Genomic DNA, 22,775 nt, shown 5'->3' with positions numbered 1-22,775 from the left:
AAGTTGTTTTATAGAAATCGGTTTTGGGTTGGCATGCTTGAAAGTGCATGTATTGCTTGGGAGTAAAATGATGTCTACATTACAAAAAATAGCGAAAATTACACAAGCGGTTTTAGATCAGGTCACAGGCGCAGATTTACCAACGTTGTATTATCATCCACATGGAGAAATCCGTCGGGTATTGGATTATTTACCACAGCTCAAAGAAAAATACCGTCCAACACCGTGGCTGTCCAATACACATGCGCATCTTTTATATTTTGATTTAATTAAAAAGAAAACCATTCGTCAGCAGTATGATCGGGTTGATCAACTCACTATGCAAGATGGCGGTATCACCGCAGTTGCTTGGGTGGGTTATGACTTACCTGCAGATACTCCCACAATTGTTTTAATGCATACCATTACAGGTTCTTTGGAAAGTATGCGTGAGTTGGTGCGCGATTTACATCAGCAGACACAGTGGCGTATTGCCTTATGTTTACGTCGTGGGCATGGCAATTTACCTATGCCTGTACCACAAATGAATCTGTTTGGTTCGACGCATGATTTGCGTGAACAAATAGTGTTTATTCAGCAACAATTTCCACAATCTGAATTATATGCTGTTGGTTCTTCCGCAGGGACAGGATTATTGGTGCGCTATTTGGGCGAAGAAGGCGAGCAAACCCCAATTAAAGCCGCGTTTGCACTGTGCCCAGGATATAACACTGAACTAGGCTTTCAGCATGTGCATCCTTTTTACAGTAAAGTGATGACCAAAAAATTATTCCAGTTTTTTATTCAGCCCCATCAGGACATTTGGCAAAACGTAAAATCTTTATCGCAAGTGTTAAGTGCGACTACATTGGCAGAGTTTGAAAAGGCGTATTTTGAATTGGCGGGTTTTGAAGATTATGACAGCTACACACAAGCCATTAACCCAATTTATGTGTTTGAGAATGTCAAAATTCCGCTTATGGTTTTAAATGCAGAAGATGACCCAGTGTGCCACATCAAAAACTTTGACCCTTATAAAGAAACCATACGGAAAATGCCAAATATTATGGTAGTGACGACCCGTAAAGGCAGTCATTGTGGTTTTTATGAAGGTGTCGGTTTTACTAAATCTTGGGCATCGCGTTTAATTTCTAATTATTTTAAAGTGCAATCGCAGTTGCTGCAGGCAAGTTAAAGTGAAGCGCACAAACCTATATAGAAATAGGTAGCTGTATTGCAAATGTATTCACGAGTTATCTCAGCGAAGACTCATCCAAATGAATAAAAAACCCAGTACACAATGACTGGGTTTTTTAACGTCAATTCAAATCTAAGATAAGAACTTACACCTTAAAACTGACTTTAACTTAAAGCTTAGTTTTAAGTGAGCACTTAGTTCTCAAGTGCTGGGGTTGCAGCAGCAATCGCAGCGGCAACAGCATCATCTTCAGATTGAGCACCTGTGTTATTGCTTGGACGTGCTTGAGTTGGTTTATCTTCTGCTACAGGAGCTGCCGCTTTCGGCGCAGGCGCAGGTGCAGCAGCAGGTTGTGCAGGTGTTTCACGACGGATTTCAGTTGTGGTGTTCACTGTTTCAGTGCGCTCCACTTCTACCTGTGCAGGCGCTTCTGGTTCAGCATCTTGAATGTTTTCAACAGGTTCTAGTGGTTCAAATTGAGCAGTTTCAGTAGTTTGTTCAGTTTGAACCTCTACTTGTTCTTGCTCATCTTGCTTTGGCTGTTCTTTTTTTACACATGCAGTTAATAACAACGCCGTTGCAATTGCACCACAAATTAAAAGTTTCTTATTCATAATTGCACAAAATAAAAGATCGGATAGACGGACGTATTATAGCAATAAAATGACAGATGAAAATCCTCTCAAGAAGTTCTAATTTTTTATAGGAAATGCTGATAGAATAACCAATTGTTTATTGTTCTATGAATTGATGCGGAATGACTTTGCTTTATTGGTGCAGAGTAAAGTAAAATTGCGCAACATTGCAGGCCGATTTAGGCTCGATTGTACGAGAAACCCAATGACCCATTTTATTTTCGTGACTGGTGGTGTAGTTTCATCACTAGGTAAAGGTATTTCAGCTGCTTCAGTTGCTGCACTTTTAGAAGCCCGTGGTTTAAAAGTAACCATGGTCAAAATGGATCCATACATTAATGTCGATCCAGGGACAATGAGTCCTTTCCAACATGGTGAAGTTTTTGTCACAGAGGATGGTGCCGAAACTGACTTAGATTTGGGTTATTACGAACGTTTCTTGCGTCGTGCGAAAATGACCAAGTTAAATAACTTTACATCTGGTCGCGTGTATCAAGACGTTCTAAACAAAGAGCGCCGTGGTGATTACTTGGGCGGTACTGTTCAGGTGATTCCACACATTACCGATAATATTAAAGAACGTGTACTTCGCGCTGGCGAAGGCTACGATGTCGCAATCGTAGAAATTGGCGGTACAGTAGGCGACATTGAATCTCTCCCATTCATGGAATCTGTACGTCAATTGATGGTGGAATTAGGGCATAAGCGTACTATGCTCATGCACTTAACTTTATTGCCATATATCAAATCTGCGGCAGAGTTAAAAACCAAGCCAACTCAACACTCAGTTAAAGAATTGTTATCTATCGGTATTCAGCCAGATATTCTCATCTGCCGTACTGAACATGATGTTGATGCTGACACTACCCGTAAAATTGCGTTATTTACCAACGTAGAAGCACGTGCGGTTGTGGTATGTAAAGATGCCAAAACCATCTACCAAATTCCGCGTACATTCTATGAACAAGACGTTGATGATTTAATTTGTGAGCGTTTTGGCTTCAATGATCTTCCAGAAGCAGATTTATCTGATTGGGATAACGTAGTTGATGCATTATTGAACCCTGAATACAGCGTTCGTGTGGCGATGGTGGGTAAATATGTTGAACTGCCAGATGCCTATAAATCTGTAAACGAAGCATTATTGCATGCGGGTATTCAAAACCGCGTCAAAGTTGAAATTGACTATGTCAATGCAGAAGACCTTGAAAGCCAAGACGTTAATACTGTACTTAAAGATGCCGATGCAATTTTAGTTCCGGGCGGCTTTGGTGAGCGCGGTACCGAAGGTAAAATGCAAGCCATCAAATATGCACGTGAAAACGGTGTCCCATTCTTGGGAATCTGTTTGGGTATGCAATTGGCTGTGATTGAATATGCACGTAATGTGGCAGGTATTGCCGATGCAAGTTCAACAGAGTTTAACCGTTCGACTAAGTCGCCACTTATTGGTTTGATTACTGAATGGTTAGATGAGCGCGGCGAAGTTCAACAGCGTTCTGTCGATTCTGACTTGGGCGGCACTATGCGTTTAGGTGCACAAAAATCTGAATTGGTTGAAGGTACCAAAACTCGTGAAGTGTATGGTTCTGCAGAAATTGTAGAGCGCCATCGCCATCGCTATGAAATGAATAACCGTTATATTCCTGTGCTTGAAGAAGCAGGTCTTAAAATTTCGGGTTATTCACCAATTCAGCACTTGGTTGAAACTGTTGAAATTCCGCAACATCCTTGGTTTATTGCGGTACAATTCCACCCAGAATTTACCAGCTCGCCACGTGATGGACATCCATTGTTTGCTGGCTTTATCGGTGCGGCAAAACAACAGCATCAAAAAACCAAATAAGATGGCTTTAGGGATAAACTAGGAAGTTGAAATGTCACAATTAAAACCACAAGAAATTGTACGTTTGGGTGATATACAAATGGCGAATCATTTGCCATTTGTATTGTTTGGCGGCATGAATGTACTTGAGTCTAAAGACCTTGCATTTGAAATTGCTGAAACTTATGTGGATATTTGCACACGCTTAAATATCCCGTATGTATTCAAAGCCAGTTTTGACAAAGCCAACCGTTCTAGCCTGAACTCATTTCGTGGTCCCGGTTTAGAAAAAGGTATTGAATGGCTGGCTGACATTAAAAAGCATTTTAATGTGCCAATTATTACCGATGTGCATGAGCCGTATCAGGCTGCGCCTGTGGCAGAAGTGGCAGATATTATTCAGCTTCCTGCGTTTTTAAGTCGCCAAACCGATTTGGTTGAAGCGATGGCAAAAACTCAAGCCATTATCAACATCAAAAAAGCACAATTCCTTGCGCCGCACGAAATGCGTCATATTTTGCATAAGTGTTTAGAAGCAGGGAATGACAAATTGATTCTTTGTGAGCGTGGTTCAGCATTTGGTTACAACAACTTGGTTGTCGATATGCTGGGCTTTGACATCATGAAAGAAATGAATGTACCTGTGTTCTTTGATGTAACCCATGCTTTGCAAACTCCGGGTGGTCGTGCAGATTCGGCAGGTGGTCGTCGTGCACAAATTACCACCTTGGCACGTGCAGGTATGGCAACTGGCTTGGCAGGTTTATTCCTAGAAGCACATCCTGAACCAGAGCAGGCAAAGTGTGATGGCCCATGTGCATTGCGTCTATCACAACTTGAGCCGTTCTTGGCACAGCTTAAAGAATTGGATACCTTGGTAAAAGGTTTCCAAAAGCTAGATACACACTAAATTAGATCCATATTAAATTATAGACTCATTGATGCCTAAAGCATCACGTTATTAATCAACTGAGGAATTGTTCATGAGCCAAATCGTTGACATTCGTGCACGTGAAATTTTGGACTCTCGTGGTAACCCAACCATCGAAGCAGACGTAATCTTAGCATCTGGCGTAGTTGGCCGTGCATGTGCACCATCAGGTGCTTCAACTGGTTCTCGTGAAGCTCTAGAACTTCGTGATGGCGATAAAGCACGTTACTTGGGTAAAGGCGTTAAAACTGCGGTAAATAACGTCAATACTTTAATTCGTGATGCTTTACTTGGTAAGTCTGTGTTTGAACAAAAAGACATCGACAACACCATGATTGCGCTTGATGGTACTGAAAACAAAGAAAAATTAGGTGCTAACGCAACTTTAGCCGTGTCTTTGGCTGCTGCGCGCGCTGCTGCTGATGAAAAGAAAATTCCTCTTTTCCAATACATCGCAGACCTTCGTAACAACAGCATTTTAACCATGCCTGTACCAATGATGAACATCTTAAATGGTGGTTCACACGCAGACAACAACGTTGATATTCAAGAGTTCATGATTGAGCCAGTGGGCTTTACTTCATTCTCTGAAGCATTACGTGCTGGTGCAGAAATTTTCCACTCATTAAAATCTGTATTGAATCAAAAAGGTTTAAACACAGCAGTGGGTGATGAAGGTGGTTTTGCGCCAAACTTACGTTCTAACGAAGAAGCAATCACAGTTATTCTTGAAGCTATTGAGAAGACTGGCTACAAAGCGGGTTCTGACATCATGTTGGCGCTTGACTGTGCATCTTCAGAATTCTACAAAAATGGTCAGTACATTCTTGCAGGTGAAGGCAACAAAGCATTCACAAGCAACCAATTCTCTGACTATTTAGCTGGTCTTGTAAATCAATATCCAATTATCTCAATTGAAGATGGTTTAGATGAGTCTGATTGGGAAGGTTGGTCTTACCTCACTTCGATCTTAGGTGACAAGATTCAATTGGTCGGTGATGACTTGTTCGTTACTAACCCGAAAATCTTACAACGCGGTATCGATGAAAAAGTAGGTAACTCAATCCTGATCAAGTACAACCAAATTGGTACTTTGACTGAAACGCTTGATGCAATTTACCTTGCGAAAGCCAATGGTTACACAACTGTTATTTCACACCGTTCAGGTGAAACTGAAGATTCTACAATTGCGGATCTTGCAGTAGGTACAGCAGCAGGTCAAATCAAGACTGGTTCACTGTGCCGTTCTGACCGTGTAGCAAAATATAACCAATTACTTCGTATTGAAGAATTGACGAATGCTGCATATCGCGGTAAAGCTGAGTTCAAAGGTTTGAACTAAGCGAAATCAGTAGATGTCATTATTAAATGTATTTGACTCCAAAGCGAGTAAAGCATTGTTGGGCCTTGCGATCTTTTTGATCGCAGGGTTTCAATATTTACACTGGTTTGGTGAAGGTGGTTATCGTGACCATGCTGCACTGACAGAAAAAATCCAACAACAAATAGAATTAAATACAGAGCTGAAGGAGCGCAATCGTGTACTTGCAGCAGAAGTTTATGATTTAAAAAATGGGGTAGAAGCCATTGAAGAGCATGCCCGTTTAGATTTAGGCTTAATTAAGCCACATGAAACCTTTGTGCAAATGAGCACCATCAGCACACAATATAAACCAATTTATATTCAACCAAATTCCACAGTAGATTTACGCACCAATGAATCACAACAACCTGCAGCAGCAACCGCCCCGACACCCTAAACTTTGGGCGGTTATTCCCGCAGCGGGTTCTGGTAGTCGTTTTTCTAGAACTGAACTTAAACAATATCAGTATATTCAAGATCAAACAGTCTTAGCGCACAGCATCGCACGTTTAAATCACTTGCCTTTAGCGGGTTATGTTTTGGCGATTGGTCAAGCAGATGATGTGGCGCAAAACCTAAACTTGGCAGAAAAAGAAAAAGCACATTTTTGCGTAGGTGGTGCAGAGCGAGTGGATTCAGTCTTGAATGCACTGCATTATTTATCTGAAATCGCCCATGTAGATGACTGGGTTTTGGTGCATGATGCAGCGCGTCCTTGTGTGACAGCTGCTTGCCTTGAACAGTTGTATCAGACTGCACTGGCAACAGATCAAAGTGCAATTTTGGCTATTCCAGTGCGTGATACTTTAAAAAAGGTAAGCCAAGGCACAAAAATTGAAACCACGGTAAGCCGTGACCAACTTTGGCAAGCGCAAACTCCGCAAATTGCTAAACTTGATGTGCTTAAAACAGCCATTGAATCTGCATTAAAACAGCAATTGACGATTACCGATGAGGCCAGTGCTTTAGAAGCAGCAGGGCAAATTGTAAATGTTGTGCACGGTCGTTCGGATAATATTAAAATCACCTATCCCGATGATTTAGAGCTGGCACGTTTAATTTTAGCCTCACAACAACATGGATGATAAAAATCTAGTGTAATTAACACCGCGTTAAACTTGAATCTTCAACGATTAAGCTTTAATGATTCACTCTGTGCCGCTTTGCTTCTATAATTGTCCATCCTGTCTATTTTAAATACCTTTGAGTCGCATGAATCCATCGCAGCAGTATCGTTTTTTACGTCACTCATTACGTGATGGTAGAAGCATTAAAAATGATTCCTCACGCTGGACTAAATTACATTTAGATCCATGGTTGCTGTGTTTTCTGATTTTAAATGCGATTCTGGGTTTAATGGTGGTATATAGTGCCACCGCGCAAGATATGGGGATGGTGCTGCGTCAAGCAACCAGTTTTGGCATTGGTTTTATCGCCATGATTATTTTGGCGCAAATTCCGCCTAAGGTATATCAAGCTGCCAGTCCATATTTTTATATCTTTGCAGTCATCATGCTGGCTTTGGTTTTGGTCATTGGTGAAACCCGTATGGGGGCAAAACGCTGGATCAGCTTGCCGGGTATTGGCAGTATGCAACCCAGTGAATCTATGAAATTTGCCATGCCATTGATGATGGCGTGGTATTTTTCGCGTCGTGCTTTCCCGCCTAAATTGATCCATATCATTGTCGCTTTAGTGATTATGATGATTCCTTTTGTCTTGGTGGCATTGCAACCCGATTTAAACATTGGTTTGATTATTCCTGGTGTCTTTGCGCTATTTTTAAGTGGCATGTCATGGCGATTAATCTTAGGAGCAATCACTGCATTGGCGCTCGCAGCACCATTGCTTTGGATGTTCTTTTTGCAGGAGTACCAAAAGAAAAGGGTACTAACCTTATTTGACCCAGAGTCGGATGCCTTGGGGGCAGGCTGGAATATTATTCAATCTAAAATTGCCATTGGTTCAGGCGGCTTTACAGGTAAAGGTTATTTAGAAGGAACGCAATCACATTTGGGTTATCTGCCTGAACATCATACTGACTTTATTATGTCGACCTATGCCGAAGAATTTGGTTTTATTGGCGTATTTTTACTGTTCAGTTTGTTTGCTGCCATTATTTTACGTTGTTTGATGATTGGGATGAATTGTTTCCATAATTTTGGACGTTTGTATGCAGGCACGGTTGGTCTGACTTTCTTTTTCTTTGTATTTCTAAACTCAGGGATGGTGAGTGGTATTTTACCTGTAACGGGTGACCCATTGCCGCTGATGAGTTATGGTGGAACGGCTGTTATTTCCATGTTGGCGAGTATGGGGATTGTGATGTCTATCCATACTCATCGTTAATACAGAATCCATCTCAAAGATGATGTAGGTGAGTTTTGCTATTATCATCTTTTTCTCTTTTTGTGGTTTTAAAAAGCCTAAGCAATTAGGATAAACACAAAACAATCCTTATAATATCCAGTAAATTTACTTTATTTATTAAGCAATAATTTAAAAAGAACAGCATAACAGTAACACAGAGCACCCCATGACCCATTTAATTTTTATTGCACTTTTCCCTTTGATTGCCTTAATTGCAATGGGTTATCTGCTTAAGCAATCACGTATGTTGGATGAGCCATTTTGGAAGGGTGCAGAAAAGTTAAATTACTATATTTTGTTTCCTAGCATGTTGTTTTTAAACCTCGCTACAGCAAACATTGAAGCGAAATCAATCGCACAGATTTTGTCGGTCGTAGGGATTATTGTGGCTTTAGTAAGTTGTCTGTTATATGCCTTGCGCGGCTATTTCAAAACACCCGCAGTCCGTTTTGGGGTGTATATGCAAAGCATGGTACGTTTCAATACGTATATCGGTTTGGCTTTGGTCGCAGCATTGTTTCAGGTGCAGGGCATGGCGCTGTTTGCGATTATTTTGGTGTTCTGCATTCCATTGGTGAATGTTTTATCTGTGCTGGCTTTAAGCGATACTAAGACTTTACAGGCAAAGCAAATCTTATGGTCATTAATGAAAAATCCATTAATTTTAGGGTGTATTGTTGGCGGTCTATTTAATTTATCAGGTTTGAGCTTGTGGGAAGGTGCAGCGCATTTTATTCGTCAAATAGCGTTATGCAGTTTGCCTTTGGGATTAATGTGTGTGGGCGCAGCATTACAATTTAATGGCTTGCAACGAGATGTATTCGCATTGGCATTGAATGTGTTCGGGCGTTTGTTATTTATGCCTGCTTTGGCTTGGCTAATTTGTCAGAGCTTAAATGTTCCAGTGTTGGAGTCGCAAATTTTAGTCTTGTTTTTTGCTTTACCTACTGCATCGGCAGCTTATGTACTTACACAAGTTTTAGGGGGAGATAGTCGTTTAATGGCTTCAATTATTAGCTTGCAAACCGTATTCGCCGCATTAACTTTGCCAATTGTGTTGTGGTTGCTCATTTAATCTGTCTAATACAATCTATTGTTCAGCATTAATCGTATAAACGATAGATGCCCGCAAAGCGTTCACAACCTTTTTGTTTGGTTTGAATTTTTAAGATTGCTTTAGAATAATTAAACTCATAACTGCAATCGTGCTCATTGTCGATGATTTTGTTTTTTTGATCAGGTGTTGTATAAGCTAAAAAGGCAATACTTTGGCTTTCAAGGCGGTTATTTGGATTGCGATAAGCAATACCTTCAATTTTAATGCTGTTTTTATTGAGTTGATGAATTTGTAAATGTACGGGTTGTGCAGCAAATTGACCATTTTCATATTTTAAATAATGTTGAGTCATGCTTTGATTCATTGAAGTGAAAAAATTCAGTTGATCAATTCTAAAATCAAATTGCTGAGTATAACAATTTAAGCTTTTGCATTGCTGTAAGCGTTGGATCCACAATTGCTGAGTATCTTCTAACAAGCGAATAGGCGCATCACTCATCAAATAAGCTGTTAAATGTTGATCACTTAATTTTTCACGCAATTCTGAGAAATTTTCTGTGCACACCTGCGCCAACTTTTTATTGGGTGTAGATCTACAATCAATCCCTTGTGCATAAGAGAAAGATGAATATAAACAGCCAAATAACAGCAGTGTACTTAAGTTTTTGATAAGATGAATCTCAGATTTCAACAGCATGATCGCTTATACTTTCACTATGTTGCGCTAGGTCTAATATAGCGAAATCGAAAGTATGAATACAAGATTTCAATGATTTATTTCTACAGGAGTTGAACATGGTTGCACAGATTCGTATTGGACAAGGATTAGATGTTCATGCCTTTGAAGCGGGAGATTTTGTGACGCTTGCAGGTGTTCAAATTCCTCATACACAAGGTTTAAAAGCACACTCAGATGGTGATGTAGTGCTGCATGCACTATGCGATGCATTATTAGGTGCTTTGGCGCTGGGGGATATTGGGCAGCATTTTCCAGATACCGATCCAAATTATAAAGGTGCAGATAGTCGGGTATTGCTTAAACAGGTTTATCAACTCATTTTAGACCGTGGCTATAAACTGAATAACGCCGATATTACTGTGGCGTGCGAACGTCCTAAACTTGCACCGCATACGCTAGAAATGCGCCAAAGTGTCGCTGATGTATTGGGTGTAGAGGTCACGCAAATTAGTATTAAAGCGACAACTACTGAAAAATTAGGTTTTACTGGACGTCAGGAAGGTATTTTAGCAACCGCGACTGTATTGATTTCTCATACAAAATAATCGCATTGCAATTTAACTAGGTAATCTGCTGAATTAAGAAAGTTCAGCAGATTCTAAAGCTTGTTGTAAATCTTGCGTGGCTTTACGACCTTGTAATTGCAAAGAAACGGCGTGAATTAAGCCTGTCCAAGTTTCATTTGGTTTCCAAATATCATGTAATAAGTCTTGAGCAGTTGCAATATCCACATCCATAAAATATTGACGATATAAATACATCAAACTACTGACGTGGCTGTTATTGCTGCAATGTACCCACACCATTTGGCTTTCTAATAAATGATTGACCAAATCGAGCAATAATAAACATTGATCAGAGGATGGTGTTTCCCATGAAATTGGCAGTTGAATATAGTTTAGTCCAACATCCAGACAAATTTTGTCTTCATGGGGAAGGGCGTGTTCCGCATCACTTTCAGCCAAATTAATGACAGTGCCAATACCATATTCTTTAATTTGTTTTAATTCTTCAGCCGTAGGCTGACCTGAAGAAAACAAACGCTCATGAATGAACTGGAAATTTTTAATTTGGCTAAGTTGGGTTTCAATGTCATTCATGCGCGCAGAATTTCCTATGCTACAAATAGAAACGCCATCATGAAGATGGCGTTTTTAAATCTTAACGATTCACTAAAACGTCTTTTAATGCTTCATGCATTTCAAGCAATGCTTTTTCAGTGGTATCCCAGTCGATACAACCGTCAGTCACAGACTTACCATACTCTAAATCGCATAAGTTTTCAGGAATATCTTGACGACCACCTTTCAGGTGACTTTCGACCATAATCCCAACAATAGACTTATTGCCATCTAAAATTTGCTCAGTGATATTTTTTAATACCAATGGCTGTAAGAATGGGTCTTTGTTTGAGTTAGCATGGCTGGTGTCAATCATGATTTTGGTGCTGACTTTGGCTTTGTTTAATGCATTTTCAGCATCTGCAACAGAGCCTGCATCGTAGTTAGGCTTGCCATTACCACCACGTAAAACCACGTGTGCATACGGGTTGCCGCTAGTACGAATTACTGAAACCTGACCTTGATCATTAAGACCCAAGAAGCTGTGACCGTGTTTTACCGACTGCATGGCATTGGTAGCAACTGTTAAGCCGCCATCTGTACCATTTTTAAAGCCGACTGGAGAAGAAAGACCAGATGACATTTCACGGTGCGTTTGGCTTTCTGTAGTGCGTGCACCAATTGCAGACCAAGAAATTAAATCTTGATAATACTGCGGAGAGTTTGGATCAAGTGCTTCAGTCGCACATGGCAAACCTTTTTCATTTAACTCAAGTAAAAGTTTACGACCAAGACGCAAGCCTTTTTCAATGTTAAAAGAGTCATTCATGTCTGGATCGTTAATTAAGCCTTTCCAGCCCACTGTAGTACGTGGTTTTTCAAAATAAACACGCATCACAATATAAAGAGAATCTTTTACTTTTTCGCTTAATACTTTTAAACGATCTGCATATTCATGTGCAGCAGCAGGGTCATGAATAGAACATGGACCAATCACCACAAATAGACGCTTGTCTTTACCATCTAAAATATTGCGGATTGTTTCACGACCACGAAGAACGGTTTGATAAGCATTTTCAGTCAAAGGTAACTCAGTTTTTAATTCTGCAGGAGTCACGAGTGGCTGAATACTTTCAATATTCACGTCATCGATGTCTGATTGTGTAAGAGGATTAGACTGTAAAGTATTCATTGCCGTCACTGGTTTGATCATACAAAAGATTGTTTAATAGTCTGAATATAACATGAATTTCACTGTATTTTGTTATAAAAAGATGAATACTTCTTTAAAAAATAAGTGATGAATCGGGTAGATAAATTAAACGGTCTGTTTTAGCAAAATCCTGTCAGATAAAGCATTCATTATTGGCTGGCTTGTGCCTCAGAAACTGCTGTTGCAGTTTCTGGTGTGCTGATAGGTTTTGATTTCACAGGATTGACCATAAAGTTAATCCCGATAATAAATAAGGTAATACCTAAAACTTTACGAATCACTTTTTCAGGTAAACGTGAACTGACTAAAGTTCCCACCACAATTGCAGGAATCGAGCCAACCAACAACCAAACCAATAGGTGAAAGTCGACATTGCCTGAACTCATGTGACCTAAGCCTGCAACTAGGGTAAGTAAGACGGCATGCACGACATCTGAACCGATAATACGAATCATCGGTAGATTCGGGAACATCAGCACCAATGCCATGATGCCAAAAGCACCTGCACCCACTGAAGAAAGTGTGACAAATACACCCAGTACAACTCCCATAATTACAATGAGGGCACGCTTATCTGCAGCCTGTAGTTTGACCTTTTCAAGGTCTTGGGTCATATCGGGCAATTCTTGTTTATGGTATTTATTAAAAAACGTTTCAATTTGACTGCGAAACACAATTGAGATGCCAGTTAAGGTCAACATAAAGCCCAGTACCACGGTCAGTACCATTTTGTAATGGGTAGATTGGCTTAAATAATTCTCTAAAACCCAGTGGGTCGCAAATGAAGCAGGGATACTGCCCACCGCAAGCCAAATGACAATGGGCCATACAATATTCATTTTTTTGGCATGAACCAATGAGCCGCAGAATTTTGAAATGGCGGCATAAAGTAGGTCTGTTCCAATTGCGATATGCGGTTCAATTTTAAACAAGCTGATCAGAATGGGAGTCATCAGTGAACCGCCACCTACGCCAGTCACACCCACGCAGAAGCCGACCAATACACCTGCCAAAATAAACTCTAAAGGACCAACCATGAAGATATGCCGAAGTCAAAAATCGTGAATATATTATGACTTTTGGCAATAAGCTGTTGTCTTGATTAATGATTTACTTATTCTTAAAACAGATATAGTCAATGTGGAAAATCAGTGCAAAAGATCGCAGATTCAAGCCACGGCTTACTTTCTGTTTCTTACAAAATACAGTGGCTATGCTAAAATGCGAAAATTCATATCCATTAAAATTTAGAGGACAAAACGCTTGCAAAATCGGAAACTTAAAATAGGTATCGTTGTGGGAGAAGTATCGGGTGATACTTTAGGGGCACAACTCATGCGACGTTTTCGTGAGCAAGGCATTGATGCAGAGTTTGAAGGCATTGGTGGCCCACAAATGATTGCGGAAGGTTTTAAAAGTTATTATCCGATGGATATTTTATCGGTAATGGGCATTGTTGAAGTGCTGAAAGATTTGAAAAAACTCTTTGCAGTACGGGATGGTTTGGTCGAAAAGTGGACTCAACATCCCGTCGATGTCTTTGTCGGAGTTGATGCGCCTGATTTTAATTTACGTCTTGCCAAAAGTTTAAAACAGAAAAACTTGCCGATTAAAACCGTGCAATATGTCAGTCCTTCGGTATGGGCATGGCGACAAGGTCGGGTACATGGCATTAAAGCCAGTATAGATTTGGTACTGTGTTTATTTCCGTTTGAAAAAGCCTTTTTTAAAAAATGGGATGTGCCTGCAGCCTTTGTCGGACATCCTTTGGCGAGTCAGTTGCCGTTGGAAAATCCAATTGCTGCAGCAAAACAAGAATTGGGTTTAGACCAACAGCAACAACATATTGCGTTATTGCCTGGTAGCCGACGTGGTGAAATTGAGCGTTTAGGGCCGTTAGTTTTAGATGCGGCTTATATTTTGACGCAAAAATATCCGCAGTTTAAGTTTTTAATTCCTGCAATTAATGATGCACGTAAACAACAAATTGAAGCGTTACTGCAGTCTTATCCGAGTGCATTACAAGACAAAGTGCAATTGATGGAAAATCGTGGCACAGAATCCAAAATTGGTCGTCAGGTAATGAATGCGTCCGATATGATTGCACTGGCTTCAGGCACGGCGACGTTAGAAGCGATGCTATTACATCGTCCAATGGTTACGTTTTATAAGCTCAATCGCATTACGTACTGGATTGCGAAACTGTTGGTGAAAATTCCTTATTATTCATTGCCAAATATTATTGCAGGTAAAAAGGTGATTCAGGAATTAATTCAGGATGATGCAACACCAGAGCGTTTGGCAGCAGAAATTGAAAAGTTAATTTATATCGAAACTGCACAAATTCAAGTGATGCAACATATCACTATGCATAAGCAATTATTGTCCGATAACAGCGAAGACCCTGCACAAGCAATTTTGGCGATTTTAGATCGTTAAACTGTTCATTTCGTGATTGCATTGTTGTTTTGAAACTGCTGCCGATACTGGCTAGGTGTTAGCTCGAATTGCTTTTTAAAAGTTTGGCTAAAGGCGGTTTCGGAAGAATAACCGACACGATGGGCAATTTGTTGAATCGACAATTGTCCTTGCTGTAAATAATGCGATGCCAAGCGTAGCCGATGTTGTTGTAAGTATGCCAAAGGCGGCTCACCAATCACCTGATTAAACAAATTGGCAAATTTAGAACGTGACATGCAACATTGTTCTGCCAAACTTTCTACCGTCCATGCTTTTTCGGGTTGACCATGAATAGCTGCGAGCGCATTGGAAAGTTCAGGATGTGCCAAAGCGCCGAGCCAGTTATTTGAGTCATCAAGCTGAAAAATATAATCACGCACACATTCAATCAGTAAAATACTGACCAAGTGATCTAATATTTTATCCCGTCCCGGTCGGATTTGATGACTTTCCACCGCTAAAAATTGCAAGCCAATTTGTAACCACTCGGGCGCTGTGCTGCACATGATATGCGGAATATGCAGATATTCGGGTAGGGCACTTAAAAGCGGTTTTGCCATGGTGGTGTCCATGTGGCATTGAATCACCAAAATAAATGCGTCTTCAGCTTGTGTGTGATTTATCGTGCCAAAATTTATTGACTGCTGTGACTGAATTTGAAATAAATCCGAAATATCAAAGTGTTCTGTCCAGTGAGTGTCTGCAGTTGCACTTGCGTAATGACTGCAACCCGATGGAATCAGGACAATATCACCTGCATCAATGTGAAGGTGTGTCTGTGCAGATAAATGGATATGCAGCGAGCCTTGTAGTACTACATAAGCCAGCATTGCCCCTTGGTCACGATATTGAAATGACCAATCTCCTTGAGGATTTAAATAGATATATTCTGATTGGTGCAGATGTATATCATCAAAAATTTTACTTAAAGCATCCATATTTTAAGCATAAATCATTATAAAAAATAAACCTGTGATTTCAGGACAATATAGCGCATTTTTGCGCCAAAGACTTTTGCATAGCTTTTTTGGACGTCTGCAACTGTTCATTCTCGTGTCTTTCCTCAAATATATAGGTAGAACAGCGTAGAAGGAAGAAAATAAGATGAACGCACCACTTCATTTGCTTAAAGAGATGGAACAGGATGTTCCTTATAAAAGCGCGGCTCAACTCGATAAAAAGCGTTATTTATGGTTGATCAGCCCATTTTTACCTGTATTGGGGATGGGGATTTTGGCGGGTTATCAATTCGCTCCGAAGCCTGCGAAAAAAGTTTTTGCTCTAGGTGGCCCTTTATTATTGCATGTGATTATTCCAACAATTGATACTTTAATTGGTCAAGATGCCAATAACCCAAGCAATGAAGATGTGAAACGACTTGAGGAAGATCGGTATTATTCGCGTTTGGTGAAAAGTTTTATTCCTTTGCAATATGCCGCCAATATTTATGCAGCTTATTTGGTTGGACGGCCACAAACCTCGTTAGTCGATAAAATTTTTCTGGGTATTTCCATGGGGATGGTGAATGGTATTGCTGTCAATACTGCGCATGAACTCAGCCATAAATCTTCAAAAATAGATCACTTACTGTCACATTTGGCTTTAGCACCAACAGGATATAACCATTTTCGGGTTGAGCATCCGTATGGGCATCATAAACGTGCTGCGACACCTGAAGACCCTGCATCTTCACGTATGGGAGAAACATTTTATGAGTTTTGGCCCCGCACGGTAAAAGGTTCGTTTAAGTCTGCACTGCAAATTGAAACTCAGCGTTTAAAACGTAAAGGCAAAAGTTTTTGGTCGAAAGACAATGAATTATTACAAGGCTGGGGCATGAGTGCGGCATTTCATGCTGCATTGTTGGCGCGTTTTGGTACTGGGATCATTCCGTATTTGGCGACACAGGCTTTTTATGGCATTAGCCTGTTTGAAATAATTAATTATATAGAACATTATGGCTTGCTTAGACAAAAAGATGCGCATGGCAAATATGAGCGCACTATGCCTGAACACAGCTGGAATAATAACAATATTGTGACCAATTTGTTTTTGTATCAATTACAACGTCATTCCGATCATCATGCTTATCCAACCCGACCATTTCAGGCTTTGCGACATTTTGATGAAGCGCCTGAATTACCAAGCGGTTATGCCAGCATGTTGCTGCCTGCCATGATTCCACCTTTGTGGTTTAAAATTATGGATAAACGTGTATTTGAACATTATCAAGGCAATTTAAACAAAGCCAATATTCAGCCTAAACGCCGTGCACGAATTTTTAAGAAATTTGGTGTGGTGGATAATTGATTGAATTATTAAGATTATTTTTTAATATTCATTTTGATATTTCTTTTGTATATATCTTTCAAAGGAAAGATTGAGATGTATACCAGATGTCTATTTTCACTCATCTTACTATGAATTGACTTCATCTCATTTTGGCGCATAATAAAGTTATATATTTATATAATATTGAGGTGGGTATGATTCATACAAACTTGAGAAAAGTAGGTGGTTCGGTCATGCTTGCCGTACCGCCTACATTATTAAAAAGTTTAGGTTTAGATGCGGGAAAGGAAGTTTCTCTGAGCATTGTGAATGGTAAGTTAGTGGTCGAACCTAAAGCGAAGCCATCTTATAAATTGGCTGACTTGCTGCAAGAGCATCAAGCTTTAGCATTAGAGCAAGATGCGTGGCATGATGTAAAAGCAGTTGGGCGAGAAGAAATCTAATGAATCAAGGCGATATTTATTTGATTTCATTAGATCCAACACTTGGACATGAACAACAAGGTAAGCGACCTGTATTTGTTATTTCACCTAAGTCATTTAATCTTATTACTAAAATGCCGATTGTTTTGCCTATTACTTCTGGTGGAAACTTTGCACGAAATATGGGTTTCGCTGTAGAGCTTATTGGTGGGAAAACTACAGGTATTGTGCGTTGTGATCAATCTAGAGCTTTAGATTTTGAAGCTAGACACGCGCGGTTTTTAGAATCCTCGCACGCAGATGTTTTGGATGAGGTTTTAGCAAGATATATCGCAATTTTTTCACCTGAAGATTAATTTATATAGAAAAAGACAGAAATTTATAGCAATATTTCTATGAAAATCTGTCTTTTATCTTACTTTACTATATGCCTTAAATCATAAAATCACTTGAGCTCACTCGAACTTTTACCTAATTCACGACGGGCAATAATCAATAGCTGAATCTGTTGCGTACCTTCAAAAATATCTAAAATTTTCGAATCACGTGCCCATTTTTCCAATAACTCATCTTCGTTATAACCCACCGATGCAGCTAACTCGACACACCTGAGCGTGATTTCATTACACACGCGACCAGCTTTGGCTTTGGAAATAGAAGCTTCGCGTGAGTTAGGCTGTTTATTGTCTGCCATCCATGCTGCTTTGAGCATCAATAAACGTGCGGCTTCCCATTCTGCTTCCATCCGATAAGTCTGTGCTGCGATATGTGAACACTGTAAATAGGGCGTGGCATAATTTGCATCTAATTGGTCTTTAAAAATTTCCTTAATCCGCTCTAAAGCGGCTTTGGCACAACCAACGGCCATAGCTGCCACCAAAGGGCGAGTGTTATCAAAGGTTTCCATCACACCTGCAAACCCTTTGGCAACATCAATTTCTGTATTGCCTAAAAGGTTGCTCGCAGGAACACGGCAATTTTCAAATCGAATTGTTGCTGTGTCCGAGGCTTTAATCCCTAATTTATATTCTAAGCGTTCCACGGTCATGCCAGGTGTGCCCTTAGTCACAACAAAGGATTTGATCGCAGCACGTCCCAGTTTTTTGTCTAAGGTTGCCCACACAACAACGGCATCGGCGCGGTCACCAGAGGTCACAAAAATCTTTTCACCATTTAAAATATATTCATTGTCTACTTTGGTGGCAGTGGTACGAATAGCCGCAGAGTCAGAACCACAGTTGGGTTCGGTAATTGCCATGGCTGCCCAAACACCATTAAAGCGTTGTAATTGTTCTTCATTGGCCACCGCAGCAATCGCAGAATTACCTAAACCTTGGCGTGGCATACTGAGTAATAAACCTGTATCGCCATAACACATTTCGACAATACTCAGTGCGGTAGACATATTTACGCCATTTTTGTTACCTGTAGATGTGTCACCACGTTTGTTGACTGCTGCACCTGCATTCATGCCATCGCCCGCTTGGTTCATACCATCAACTAAGGCGGCAAGCATGTCTAATTCTTTCGGGTAGGCGTGTTCGGCTTTATCATATTTCCTTGAAATGGGACGTAATACATTTAAAGCAACTTCATGTGCCTGATCGACCAACATTTTGAATTTTTTTGGATTTTGTAAATTCATGGATGTATTCCTTATTTTTCTAGCTGGCTATCGTTTATTGATGGTGTGAGATTAAGCATGCAAGCCTGAATGCATAATTGCAGTCGCACGTAAATCACGATACCAACGCTCTACAGGATGTTCTTTGGTAAAGCCATGACCACCTAAAATTTGCACGCCATTGGTGGCAATTTGCATAGATTTTTCTGCACAGAGCAGACGTGCTAAATATGCTTCTCGATGAAAGTTTTTACCCGATTCGGCAAGACTCGCTGCATTCAGCAACAGCATGCGCATGGCTTCAATTTCAATGGCCATATCTGCAATCATAAAAGCCACACTTTGACGATGTGAAATTGGTTCGCCAAATGCAGTGCGCTCATTGGCATAGCGAATACAATAACTTTTCACTGCTTCACAGCAACCAACTGCCATGGCGCACCACATGAGATTGCCTAAATCTAAAAATGCGCTGTAATCGAAATCATCTGTGCCTAAACGCTCCGCAGGGGTTTGATTAAACTTTAAAGTCGCCGTTTCGCAGGCTTTTAAGCCCATTGCAGGCGCTGCTTTAAATTGAATAGAAGCATCACGTTGCACAATGAACACATCGGCTTGACCATTTAGCTCTGCACTAACCAAAAATAAATCTGCTGTTTCGGCCAAAATCACCAGCGTTTTTTCACCTGTAATTAGGTACTGTCCATTTTGCAAAGTCGCTTTGGTTTTTAGCTGATACGGATTAAACGCAGCAGTATTTTCCTGAATCGCAAAAGTGGCTTGAAGTGGCGTTGGATGGTTCGCGTCTGTTTCGGAAAACGCAGATAAATACTGATTTTGAACCTGTTCTGAACCCCAGCGAGTTATGGCATTCATTACGCCAAATGTGGAAAGTAATCCTGCGGTTAAGCCAAAGTCGCCACGTGCCAATTGTTCGGCAATTAAAATATGGCTGACAATATTTTGTTCAGTGGCAACACCGCCTAAAGCTTCGGGCAGAGCATAGGTGTTCAAACCTAAATCTGTGCTGTATTGCCATAATACTTGTGGGAATTTCGCATCATGATCTGCCTGATGTGCCAATGGATAGATCACTTCTGTAGCAAATTGCTGCATGGCATCGACCAGCATTTGCTGTTCTTCACTCAATGACAAATCAAATAAATCTTTGGATTGACGTGTCAGTCGTTGTTGCGGTAATTTTTGTGTGCTTTTAAAATTTTTTTGAGTGGTTTCAAAGGTTTTAAAACCTGCTTTGGCTGAGTGATATAGAGATTGTTCAACCCATTTGCGTAATTTGAATTGATCGAGCAGATCACTCGATGCCATTTTAGTGAGTAGCGCTAAGCCGAATCCTTGGGCTTTGTTTATCATTTGACTCATGATTGTGTTGTCCTACACAGAGAATGCTTGTTTTTTATGCTGACATGCAGACTATAAAAAAACTATGTCATTGCTGACATGCAGAATTGTCAAAGATAAACGGTAAAAATTTTCTTATAACTGGACTAATATGTGGATTTTTATAGATTATTAATTTTATAGAAATCTACGCTTTTAAAATAAATTGACCTAAATGACAATTGCATCGAGTGGGCAACAATCATTTAGGTCTATATAACAGCTTTGATCAAAGAAATAAAAGTTGGGACTTAAATAAACTTTTGAATCATTTTGCGGACATTGGTTTTCGCATCAATCACGGTCATAAAGGTGTAGGCACCAATAAATTTACGGCTAATAAACATAAATTCTTTAGGCGGCACACTAAAGTAACGCGAAGCCATCGATTTAGATGCTTGTTGCATGACACGGCTATGCAGCTGACTTTTTTTCCAGTCATAGCGCGATTGTTCATCCATCACGCCTGCAGGTAAATCGCGGTTATTGTCTAAGTGACTAAAGGCTTCGGTTGCCAATAGAAACACTTTTGCCATGTCAGGTTTAATGCTTTCAGGGATGCTGTCAAAAAACTCATAACCCGTCATGGCATTCACCATCATTTGTGGGTCGTGGTAATAACCCGCCTTGATCAAATTACGCGCCACAGTCAGCAAGTGTTGATCAAATTGACGAATAGCACCAAAGTCGAGCAGTACAATTTTATCGTGAATATCTTCACCATTACCTAAGCGAACTAAGTAGTTGCCAAAGTTCGGGTCAGTCTGCATTTCGCCCCATTCAAATACTTCACGCACAGCAATTTCTAAAGAGGCTTCGCCTAATTGGTTACGGCGTTCTTGAGGTAATGAGAGCATGACAGGGCTGTTAATCGGTACGCCACGTTCAAAGGTCATACACAGCACTTGGTCGCTACAGTATTCATCCACAATTTGCGGCACAATGTAGCGCGGATCATCTTTTAAACGGGCAGCAAAACGACGTGTCGTTTCCGCTTCAATTTGATAGTTGACTTCACGATGCATCATTTCACGCACTTCATCAAACCACTGATCAAATTCACGGGTTTGCGGCACCATGCGTGTCAATTTGAGCATATTTCTAAATAGGCTCATGTCTGAGTCAATCGCATCTGCTACGCCTGGATATTGGATTTTTAATACCAACTCCAAACCATCCGACTTGCGGGTCGCGCGGTGAACTTGAGCCAAAGAGGCTGTACCTAATGGCTCATGATCAATGGTGAGATCATCAAGTTTGGCACCTAACTGTGCCTGTAATTGCTGTTTAATCGCAGGCCATGCCAATGCGACAGTCTGGTTATTCAGCGTGTTGAGTGCTTGCGTAATTTCTTCAGGTAAAAAATGTTCGCCGTACAGCGCCATCATTTGCCCAATCTTCACGATAGAGCCTTTGAGTTTGCCAATTTCAGCCACCAAGTAATCGGCTTGTTCTTTCATGGCTTTTTTTCGTTTACGTTCTTTTTCTTCTTCGCTTGAAAACATAGAGGTGGCATTCGAGGCTGCCCATCGTGTTCCTGCAAGTAAAGATGCCTTTGCGATGGATAAGCGTCGATCCATAGAGGAAGTCTTGAGTTGTTTAAGCTTATCGTTCTGATCTGACATTAAAATCAATCCTTAAATCAGCAATACGCAGGAAAATTAGATTGTAACGGATATTAGCGCGTCTTAACGTATTAAAAAAGTTCAACTTGCTGAACGACGAGTTTCCTCGTGAAAAAAGTATGAAAAACGGCTTAAAAGTACTTTTACATCCGATATTGCACTTTGGTTTCGGCTTTTTTCATCAATTGCGCTTTGTTGTCTTGGATAAATTTGAGAATCATCAATTTTACAGAATCGTGTAAAAAACCATGCGCATATCCCTTAACAATAATCACGCTGGGCAAACTAAAAAATAGATATTTGGCATCATCTAATGACGAATTTTCAAAAATGCCGTTTTCAATCAAAATTTGCTGAAAAAATTGTTTTTCAATCAAGACTGCTTCGGAGTGGTTGTCGTTCCAATAGCTTTGGCGCATGGCCATCAAATTATTGTGTTTGTAGCTCATAAGGCTGAAAGTTTCATCTATAAAATGAGTAATTCAATTATTGGGATATTGTCACATTTTTCAATGATTGTTGTGCATTTATCATAGACTGAATCATAAAAAGCAGGGGATTGACTATATGCTTTTTAACC

The 22,775-nt window shown here is 40.3% G+C and carries 23 protein-coding genes; 13 read left to right on the top strand and 10 right to left on the bottom strand.

Going from position 1 to position 22,775, the window contains the following annotated elements; translation table 11 throughout:
* Positions 1-67 precede the first annotated feature (67 nt).
* The gene (locus FTU58_RS09580) at positions 68-1,174 is read left to right on the top strand and encodes a YheT family hydrolase (protein WP_026438425.1); all 1,107 of its coding nucleotides are present in this window, start codon (positions 68-70) and stop codon (positions 1,172-1,174) included.
* Between the two features lie 197 nt (positions 1,175-1,371).
* Here the strand turns inward: FTU58_RS09580 and FTU58_RS09575 are convergent, their stop codons facing one another.
* Entirely contained in the window at positions 1,372-1,791 is a 420-nt protein-coding gene (locus tag FTU58_RS09575; protein ID WP_096900861.1) for an internalin, read from the bottom strand.
* Positions 1,792-2,017: 226 nt separating this feature from the next.
* On the opposite strand from FTU58_RS09575, the gene FTU58_RS09570 reads away from it, so the two are divergent.
* From FTU58_RS09570 to FTU58_RS09540, 7 genes are all read left to right on the top strand, one after another.
* Positions 2,018-3,658 carry a CTP synthase gene (locus FTU58_RS09570; protein WP_004973343.1) on the top strand — a complete coding sequence of 547 codons (1,641 nt, stop codon included), beginning with the start codon at positions 2,018-2,020 and terminating at the stop codon, positions 3,656-3,658.
* A 31-nt stretch (positions 3,659-3,689) separates the two neighbouring features.
* Entirely contained in the window at positions 3,690-4,547 is an 858-nt protein-coding gene (gene kdsA / locus FTU58_RS09565) for a 3-deoxy-8-phosphooctulonate synthase (protein WP_004973345.1), read from the top strand.
* Between the two features lie 73 nt (positions 4,548-4,620).
* Positions 4,621-5,910, top strand: a complete 1,290-nt coding sequence (gene eno / locus FTU58_RS09560) for a phosphopyruvate hydratase (RefSeq protein ID WP_004973347.1) — start codon at positions 4,621-4,623, stop codon at positions 5,908-5,910.
* A 13-nt stretch (positions 5,911-5,923) separates the two neighbouring features.
* Complete coding sequence (locus FTU58_RS09555; RefSeq protein ID WP_167846043.1) at positions 5,924-6,328, top strand: septum formation initiator family protein; 405 nt, start codon at positions 5,924-5,926, stop codon at positions 6,326-6,328.
* Positions 6,285-7,016 (top strand): 2-C-methyl-D-erythritol 4-phosphate cytidylyltransferase, encoded by a 732-nt coding sequence (ispD, locus tag FTU58_RS09550; RefSeq protein WP_167846042.1) that lies wholly within the window; start codon positions 6,285-6,287, stop codon positions 7,014-7,016. The genes FTU58_RS09555 and ispD overlap by 44 nt, the downstream gene beginning before the upstream one ends.
* Before the next feature lie 127 nt (positions 7,017-7,143).
* A complete protein-coding gene (gene rodA, locus FTU58_RS09545; RefSeq protein WP_180062386.1) occupies positions 7,144-8,280 on the top strand; it encodes a rod shape-determining protein RodA in 1,137 nt (378 codons plus the stop codon).
* Positions 8,281-8,467: 187 nt separating this feature from the next.
* Positions 8,468-9,376 (top strand): AEC family transporter, encoded by a 909-nt coding sequence (locus tag FTU58_RS09540; protein ID WP_154320714.1) that lies wholly within the window; start codon positions 8,468-8,470, stop codon positions 9,374-9,376.
* Positions 9,377-9,404: 28 nt separating this feature from the next.
* On the opposite strand, the gene FTU58_RS09535 is transcribed toward FTU58_RS09540, so the two are convergent.
* Positions 9,405-10,055 carry a hypothetical protein gene (locus FTU58_RS09535; protein WP_004973366.1) on the bottom strand — a complete coding sequence of 217 codons (651 nt, stop codon included), beginning with the start codon at positions 10,053-10,055 and terminating at the stop codon, positions 9,405-9,407.
* A 98-nt stretch (positions 10,056-10,153) separates the two neighbouring features.
* Here FTU58_RS09535 and ispF point away from each other — a divergent pair, with 98 nt between their 5' ends.
* A complete protein-coding gene (ispF, locus tag FTU58_RS09530) occupies positions 10,154-10,642 on the top strand; it encodes a 2-C-methyl-D-erythritol 2,4-cyclodiphosphate synthase (protein ID WP_104852076.1) in 489 nt (162 codons plus the stop codon).
* A gap of 33 nt (positions 10,643-10,675) precedes the next feature.
* Here the strand turns inward: ispF and FTU58_RS09525 are convergent, their stop codons facing one another.
* From FTU58_RS09525 to FTU58_RS09515, 3 genes are all read right to left on the bottom strand, one after another.
* The gene (locus FTU58_RS09525) at positions 10,676-11,197 is read right to left on the bottom strand and encodes a protein tyrosine phosphatase family protein (protein WP_104852075.1); all 522 of its coding nucleotides are present in this window, start codon (positions 11,195-11,197) and stop codon (positions 10,676-10,678) included.
* Positions 11,198-11,258: 61 nt separating this feature from the next.
* Complete coding sequence (locus FTU58_RS09520) at positions 11,259-12,350, bottom strand: 3-deoxy-7-phosphoheptulonate synthase (protein ID WP_042068745.1); 1,092 nt, start codon at positions 12,348-12,350, stop codon at positions 11,259-11,261.
* Positions 12,351-12,520: 170 nt separating this feature from the next.
* Positions 12,521-13,408 (bottom strand): sulfite exporter TauE/SafE family protein, encoded by an 888-nt coding sequence (locus FTU58_RS09515; RefSeq protein ID WP_004973373.1) that lies wholly within the window; start codon positions 13,406-13,408, stop codon positions 12,521-12,523.
* A 226-nt stretch (positions 13,409-13,634) separates the two neighbouring features.
* Between FTU58_RS09515 and lpxB the strand changes: the two genes are divergently transcribed.
* Positions 13,635-14,810 (top strand): lipid-A-disaccharide synthase, encoded by a 1,176-nt coding sequence (gene lpxB / locus FTU58_RS09510; RefSeq protein ID WP_004973375.1) that lies wholly within the window; start codon positions 13,635-13,637, stop codon positions 14,808-14,810.
* A 5-nt stretch (positions 14,811-14,815) separates the two neighbouring features.
* On the opposite strand, the gene FTU58_RS09505 is transcribed toward lpxB, so the two are convergent.
* Positions 14,816-15,769 (bottom strand): AraC family transcriptional regulator, encoded by a 954-nt coding sequence (locus FTU58_RS09505; RefSeq protein ID WP_096900855.1) that lies wholly within the window; start codon positions 15,767-15,769, stop codon positions 14,816-14,818.
* 166 nt (positions 15,770-15,935) lie between these two features.
* Here FTU58_RS09505 and FTU58_RS09500 point away from each other — a divergent pair, with 166 nt between their 5' ends.
* From FTU58_RS09500 to FTU58_RS09490, 3 genes are all read left to right on the top strand, one after another.
* Positions 15,936-17,141: an alkane 1-monooxygenase gene (locus tag FTU58_RS09500; RefSeq protein WP_004973378.1), complete on the top strand. Its 1,206-nt coding sequence runs from the start codon at positions 15,936-15,938 to the stop codon at positions 17,139-17,141.
* Between the two features lie 176 nt (positions 17,142-17,317).
* Entirely contained in the window at positions 17,318-17,566 is a 249-nt protein-coding gene (locus FTU58_RS09495; RefSeq protein WP_004973383.1) for an AbrB/MazE/SpoVT family DNA-binding domain-containing protein, read from the top strand.
* Positions 17,566-17,901, top strand: coding sequence for a type II toxin-antitoxin system PemK/MazF family toxin (locus tag FTU58_RS09490; protein WP_096900853.1), 336 nt, complete (start codon positions 17,566-17,568; stop codon positions 17,899-17,901). The genes FTU58_RS09495 and FTU58_RS09490 overlap by 1 nt, the downstream gene beginning before the upstream one ends.
* A gap of 89 nt (positions 17,902-17,990) precedes the next feature.
* Here the strand turns inward: FTU58_RS09490 and FTU58_RS09485 are convergent, their stop codons facing one another.
* The 4 genes from FTU58_RS09485 to FTU58_RS09470 all read right to left on the bottom strand — a co-directional run bounded on the left by FTU58_RS09485 (position 17,991) and on the right by FTU58_RS09470 (position 22,644).
* A complete protein-coding gene (locus FTU58_RS09485; protein ID WP_154320715.1) occupies positions 17,991-19,190 on the bottom strand; it encodes an acyl-CoA dehydrogenase family protein in 1,200 nt (399 codons plus the stop codon).
* A gap of 51 nt (positions 19,191-19,241) precedes the next feature.
* A complete protein-coding gene (locus tag FTU58_RS09480; RefSeq protein WP_004973388.1) occupies positions 19,242-20,552 on the bottom strand; it encodes an acyl-CoA dehydrogenase family protein in 1,311 nt (436 codons plus the stop codon).
* A 269-nt stretch (positions 20,553-20,821) separates the two neighbouring features.
* Positions 20,822-22,195 (bottom strand): AarF/ABC1/UbiB kinase family protein, encoded by a 1,374-nt coding sequence (locus FTU58_RS09475; protein ID WP_004973390.1) that lies wholly within the window; start codon positions 22,193-22,195, stop codon positions 20,822-20,824.
* A gap of 143 nt (positions 22,196-22,338) precedes the next feature.
* On the bottom strand, positions 22,339-22,644 hold the full coding sequence (locus FTU58_RS09470) for a hypothetical protein (RefSeq protein ID WP_154320717.1): 306 nt from the start codon (positions 22,642-22,644) through the stop codon (positions 22,339-22,341).
* Positions 22,645-22,775: the final 131 nt, after the last annotated feature.

Origin of the sequence: Acinetobacter sp. YH12120 (genome assembly GCF_013418795.1) — a bacterium.
Taxonomy (GTDB): Bacteria; Pseudomonadota; Gammaproteobacteria; order Pseudomonadales; family Moraxellaceae; genus Acinetobacter; species Acinetobacter towneri.
The sequence above is the reverse complement of the archived record's forward strand: the minus strand, read 5'-3'. Positions and strand labels throughout refer to the sequence as shown.

Coding starts and splice junctions, on each gene's coding strand:
- FTU58_RS09580 (WP_026438425.1), top strand. CDS start 68: ATGATGTCTACATTACAAAAAATAGCGAAAATTACACAAGCGGTTTTA.
- FTU58_RS09575 (WP_096900861.1), bottom strand. CDS start 1,791: ATGAATAAGAAACTTTTAATTTGTGGTGCAATTGCAACGGCGTTGTTA.
- FTU58_RS09570 (WP_004973343.1), top strand. CDS start 2,018: ATGACCCATTTTATTTTCGTGACTGGTGGTGTAGTTTCATCACTAGGT.
- kdsA (WP_004973345.1), top strand. CDS start 3,690: ATGTCACAATTAAAACCACAAGAAATTGTACGTTTGGGTGATATACAA.
- eno (WP_004973347.1), top strand. CDS start 4,621: ATGAGCCAAATCGTTGACATTCGTGCACGTGAAATTTTGGACTCTCGT.
- FTU58_RS09555 (WP_167846043.1), top strand. CDS start 5,924: ATGTCATTATTAAATGTATTTGACTCCAAAGCGAGTAAAGCATTGTTG.
- ispD (WP_167846042.1), top strand. CDS start 6,285: ATGAATCACAACAACCTGCAGCAGCAACCGCCCCGACACCCTAAACTT.
- rodA (WP_180062386.1), top strand. CDS start 7,144: ATGAATCCATCGCAGCAGTATCGTTTTTTACGTCACTCATTACGTGAT.
- FTU58_RS09540 (WP_154320714.1), top strand. CDS start 8,468: ATGACCCATTTAATTTTTATTGCACTTTTCCCTTTGATTGCCTTAATT.
- FTU58_RS09535 (WP_004973366.1), bottom strand. CDS start 10,055: ATGCTGTTGAAATCTGAGATTCATCTTATCAAAAACTTAAGTACACTG.
- ispF (WP_104852076.1), top strand. CDS start 10,154: ATGGTTGCACAGATTCGTATTGGACAAGGATTAGATGTTCATGCCTTT.
- FTU58_RS09525 (WP_104852075.1), bottom strand. CDS start 11,197: ATGAATGACATTGAAACCCAACTTAGCCAAATTAAAAATTTCCAGTTC.
- FTU58_RS09520 (WP_042068745.1), bottom strand. CDS start 12,350: ATGAATACTTTACAGTCTAATCCTCTTACACAATCAGACATCGATGAC.
- FTU58_RS09515 (WP_004973373.1), bottom strand. CDS start 13,408: ATGGTTGGTCCTTTAGAGTTTATTTTGGCAGGTGTATTGGTCGGCTTC.
- FTU58_RS09505 (WP_096900855.1), bottom strand. CDS start 15,769: ATGGATGCTTTAAGTAAAATTTTTGATGATATACATCTGCACCAATCA.
- FTU58_RS09500 (WP_004973378.1), top strand. CDS start 15,936: ATGAACGCACCACTTCATTTGCTTAAAGAGATGGAACAGGATGTTCCT.
- FTU58_RS09495 (WP_004973383.1), top strand. CDS start 17,318: ATGATTCATACAAACTTGAGAAAAGTAGGTGGTTCGGTCATGCTTGCC.
- FTU58_RS09490 (WP_096900853.1), top strand. CDS start 17,566: ATGAATCAAGGCGATATTTATTTGATTTCATTAGATCCAACACTTGGA.
- FTU58_RS09485 (WP_154320715.1), bottom strand. CDS start 19,190: ATGAATTTACAAAATCCAAAAAAATTCAAAATGTTGGTCGATCAGGCA.
- FTU58_RS09480 (WP_004973388.1), bottom strand. CDS start 20,552: ATGAGTCAAATGATAAACAAAGCCCAAGGATTCGGCTTAGCGCTACTC.
- FTU58_RS09475 (WP_004973390.1), bottom strand. CDS start 22,195: ATGTCAGATCAGAACGATAAGCTTAAACAACTCAAGACTTCCTCTATG.
- FTU58_RS09470 (WP_154320717.1), bottom strand. CDS start 22,644: ATGAGCTACAAACACAATAATTTGATGGCCATGCGCCAAAGCTATTGG.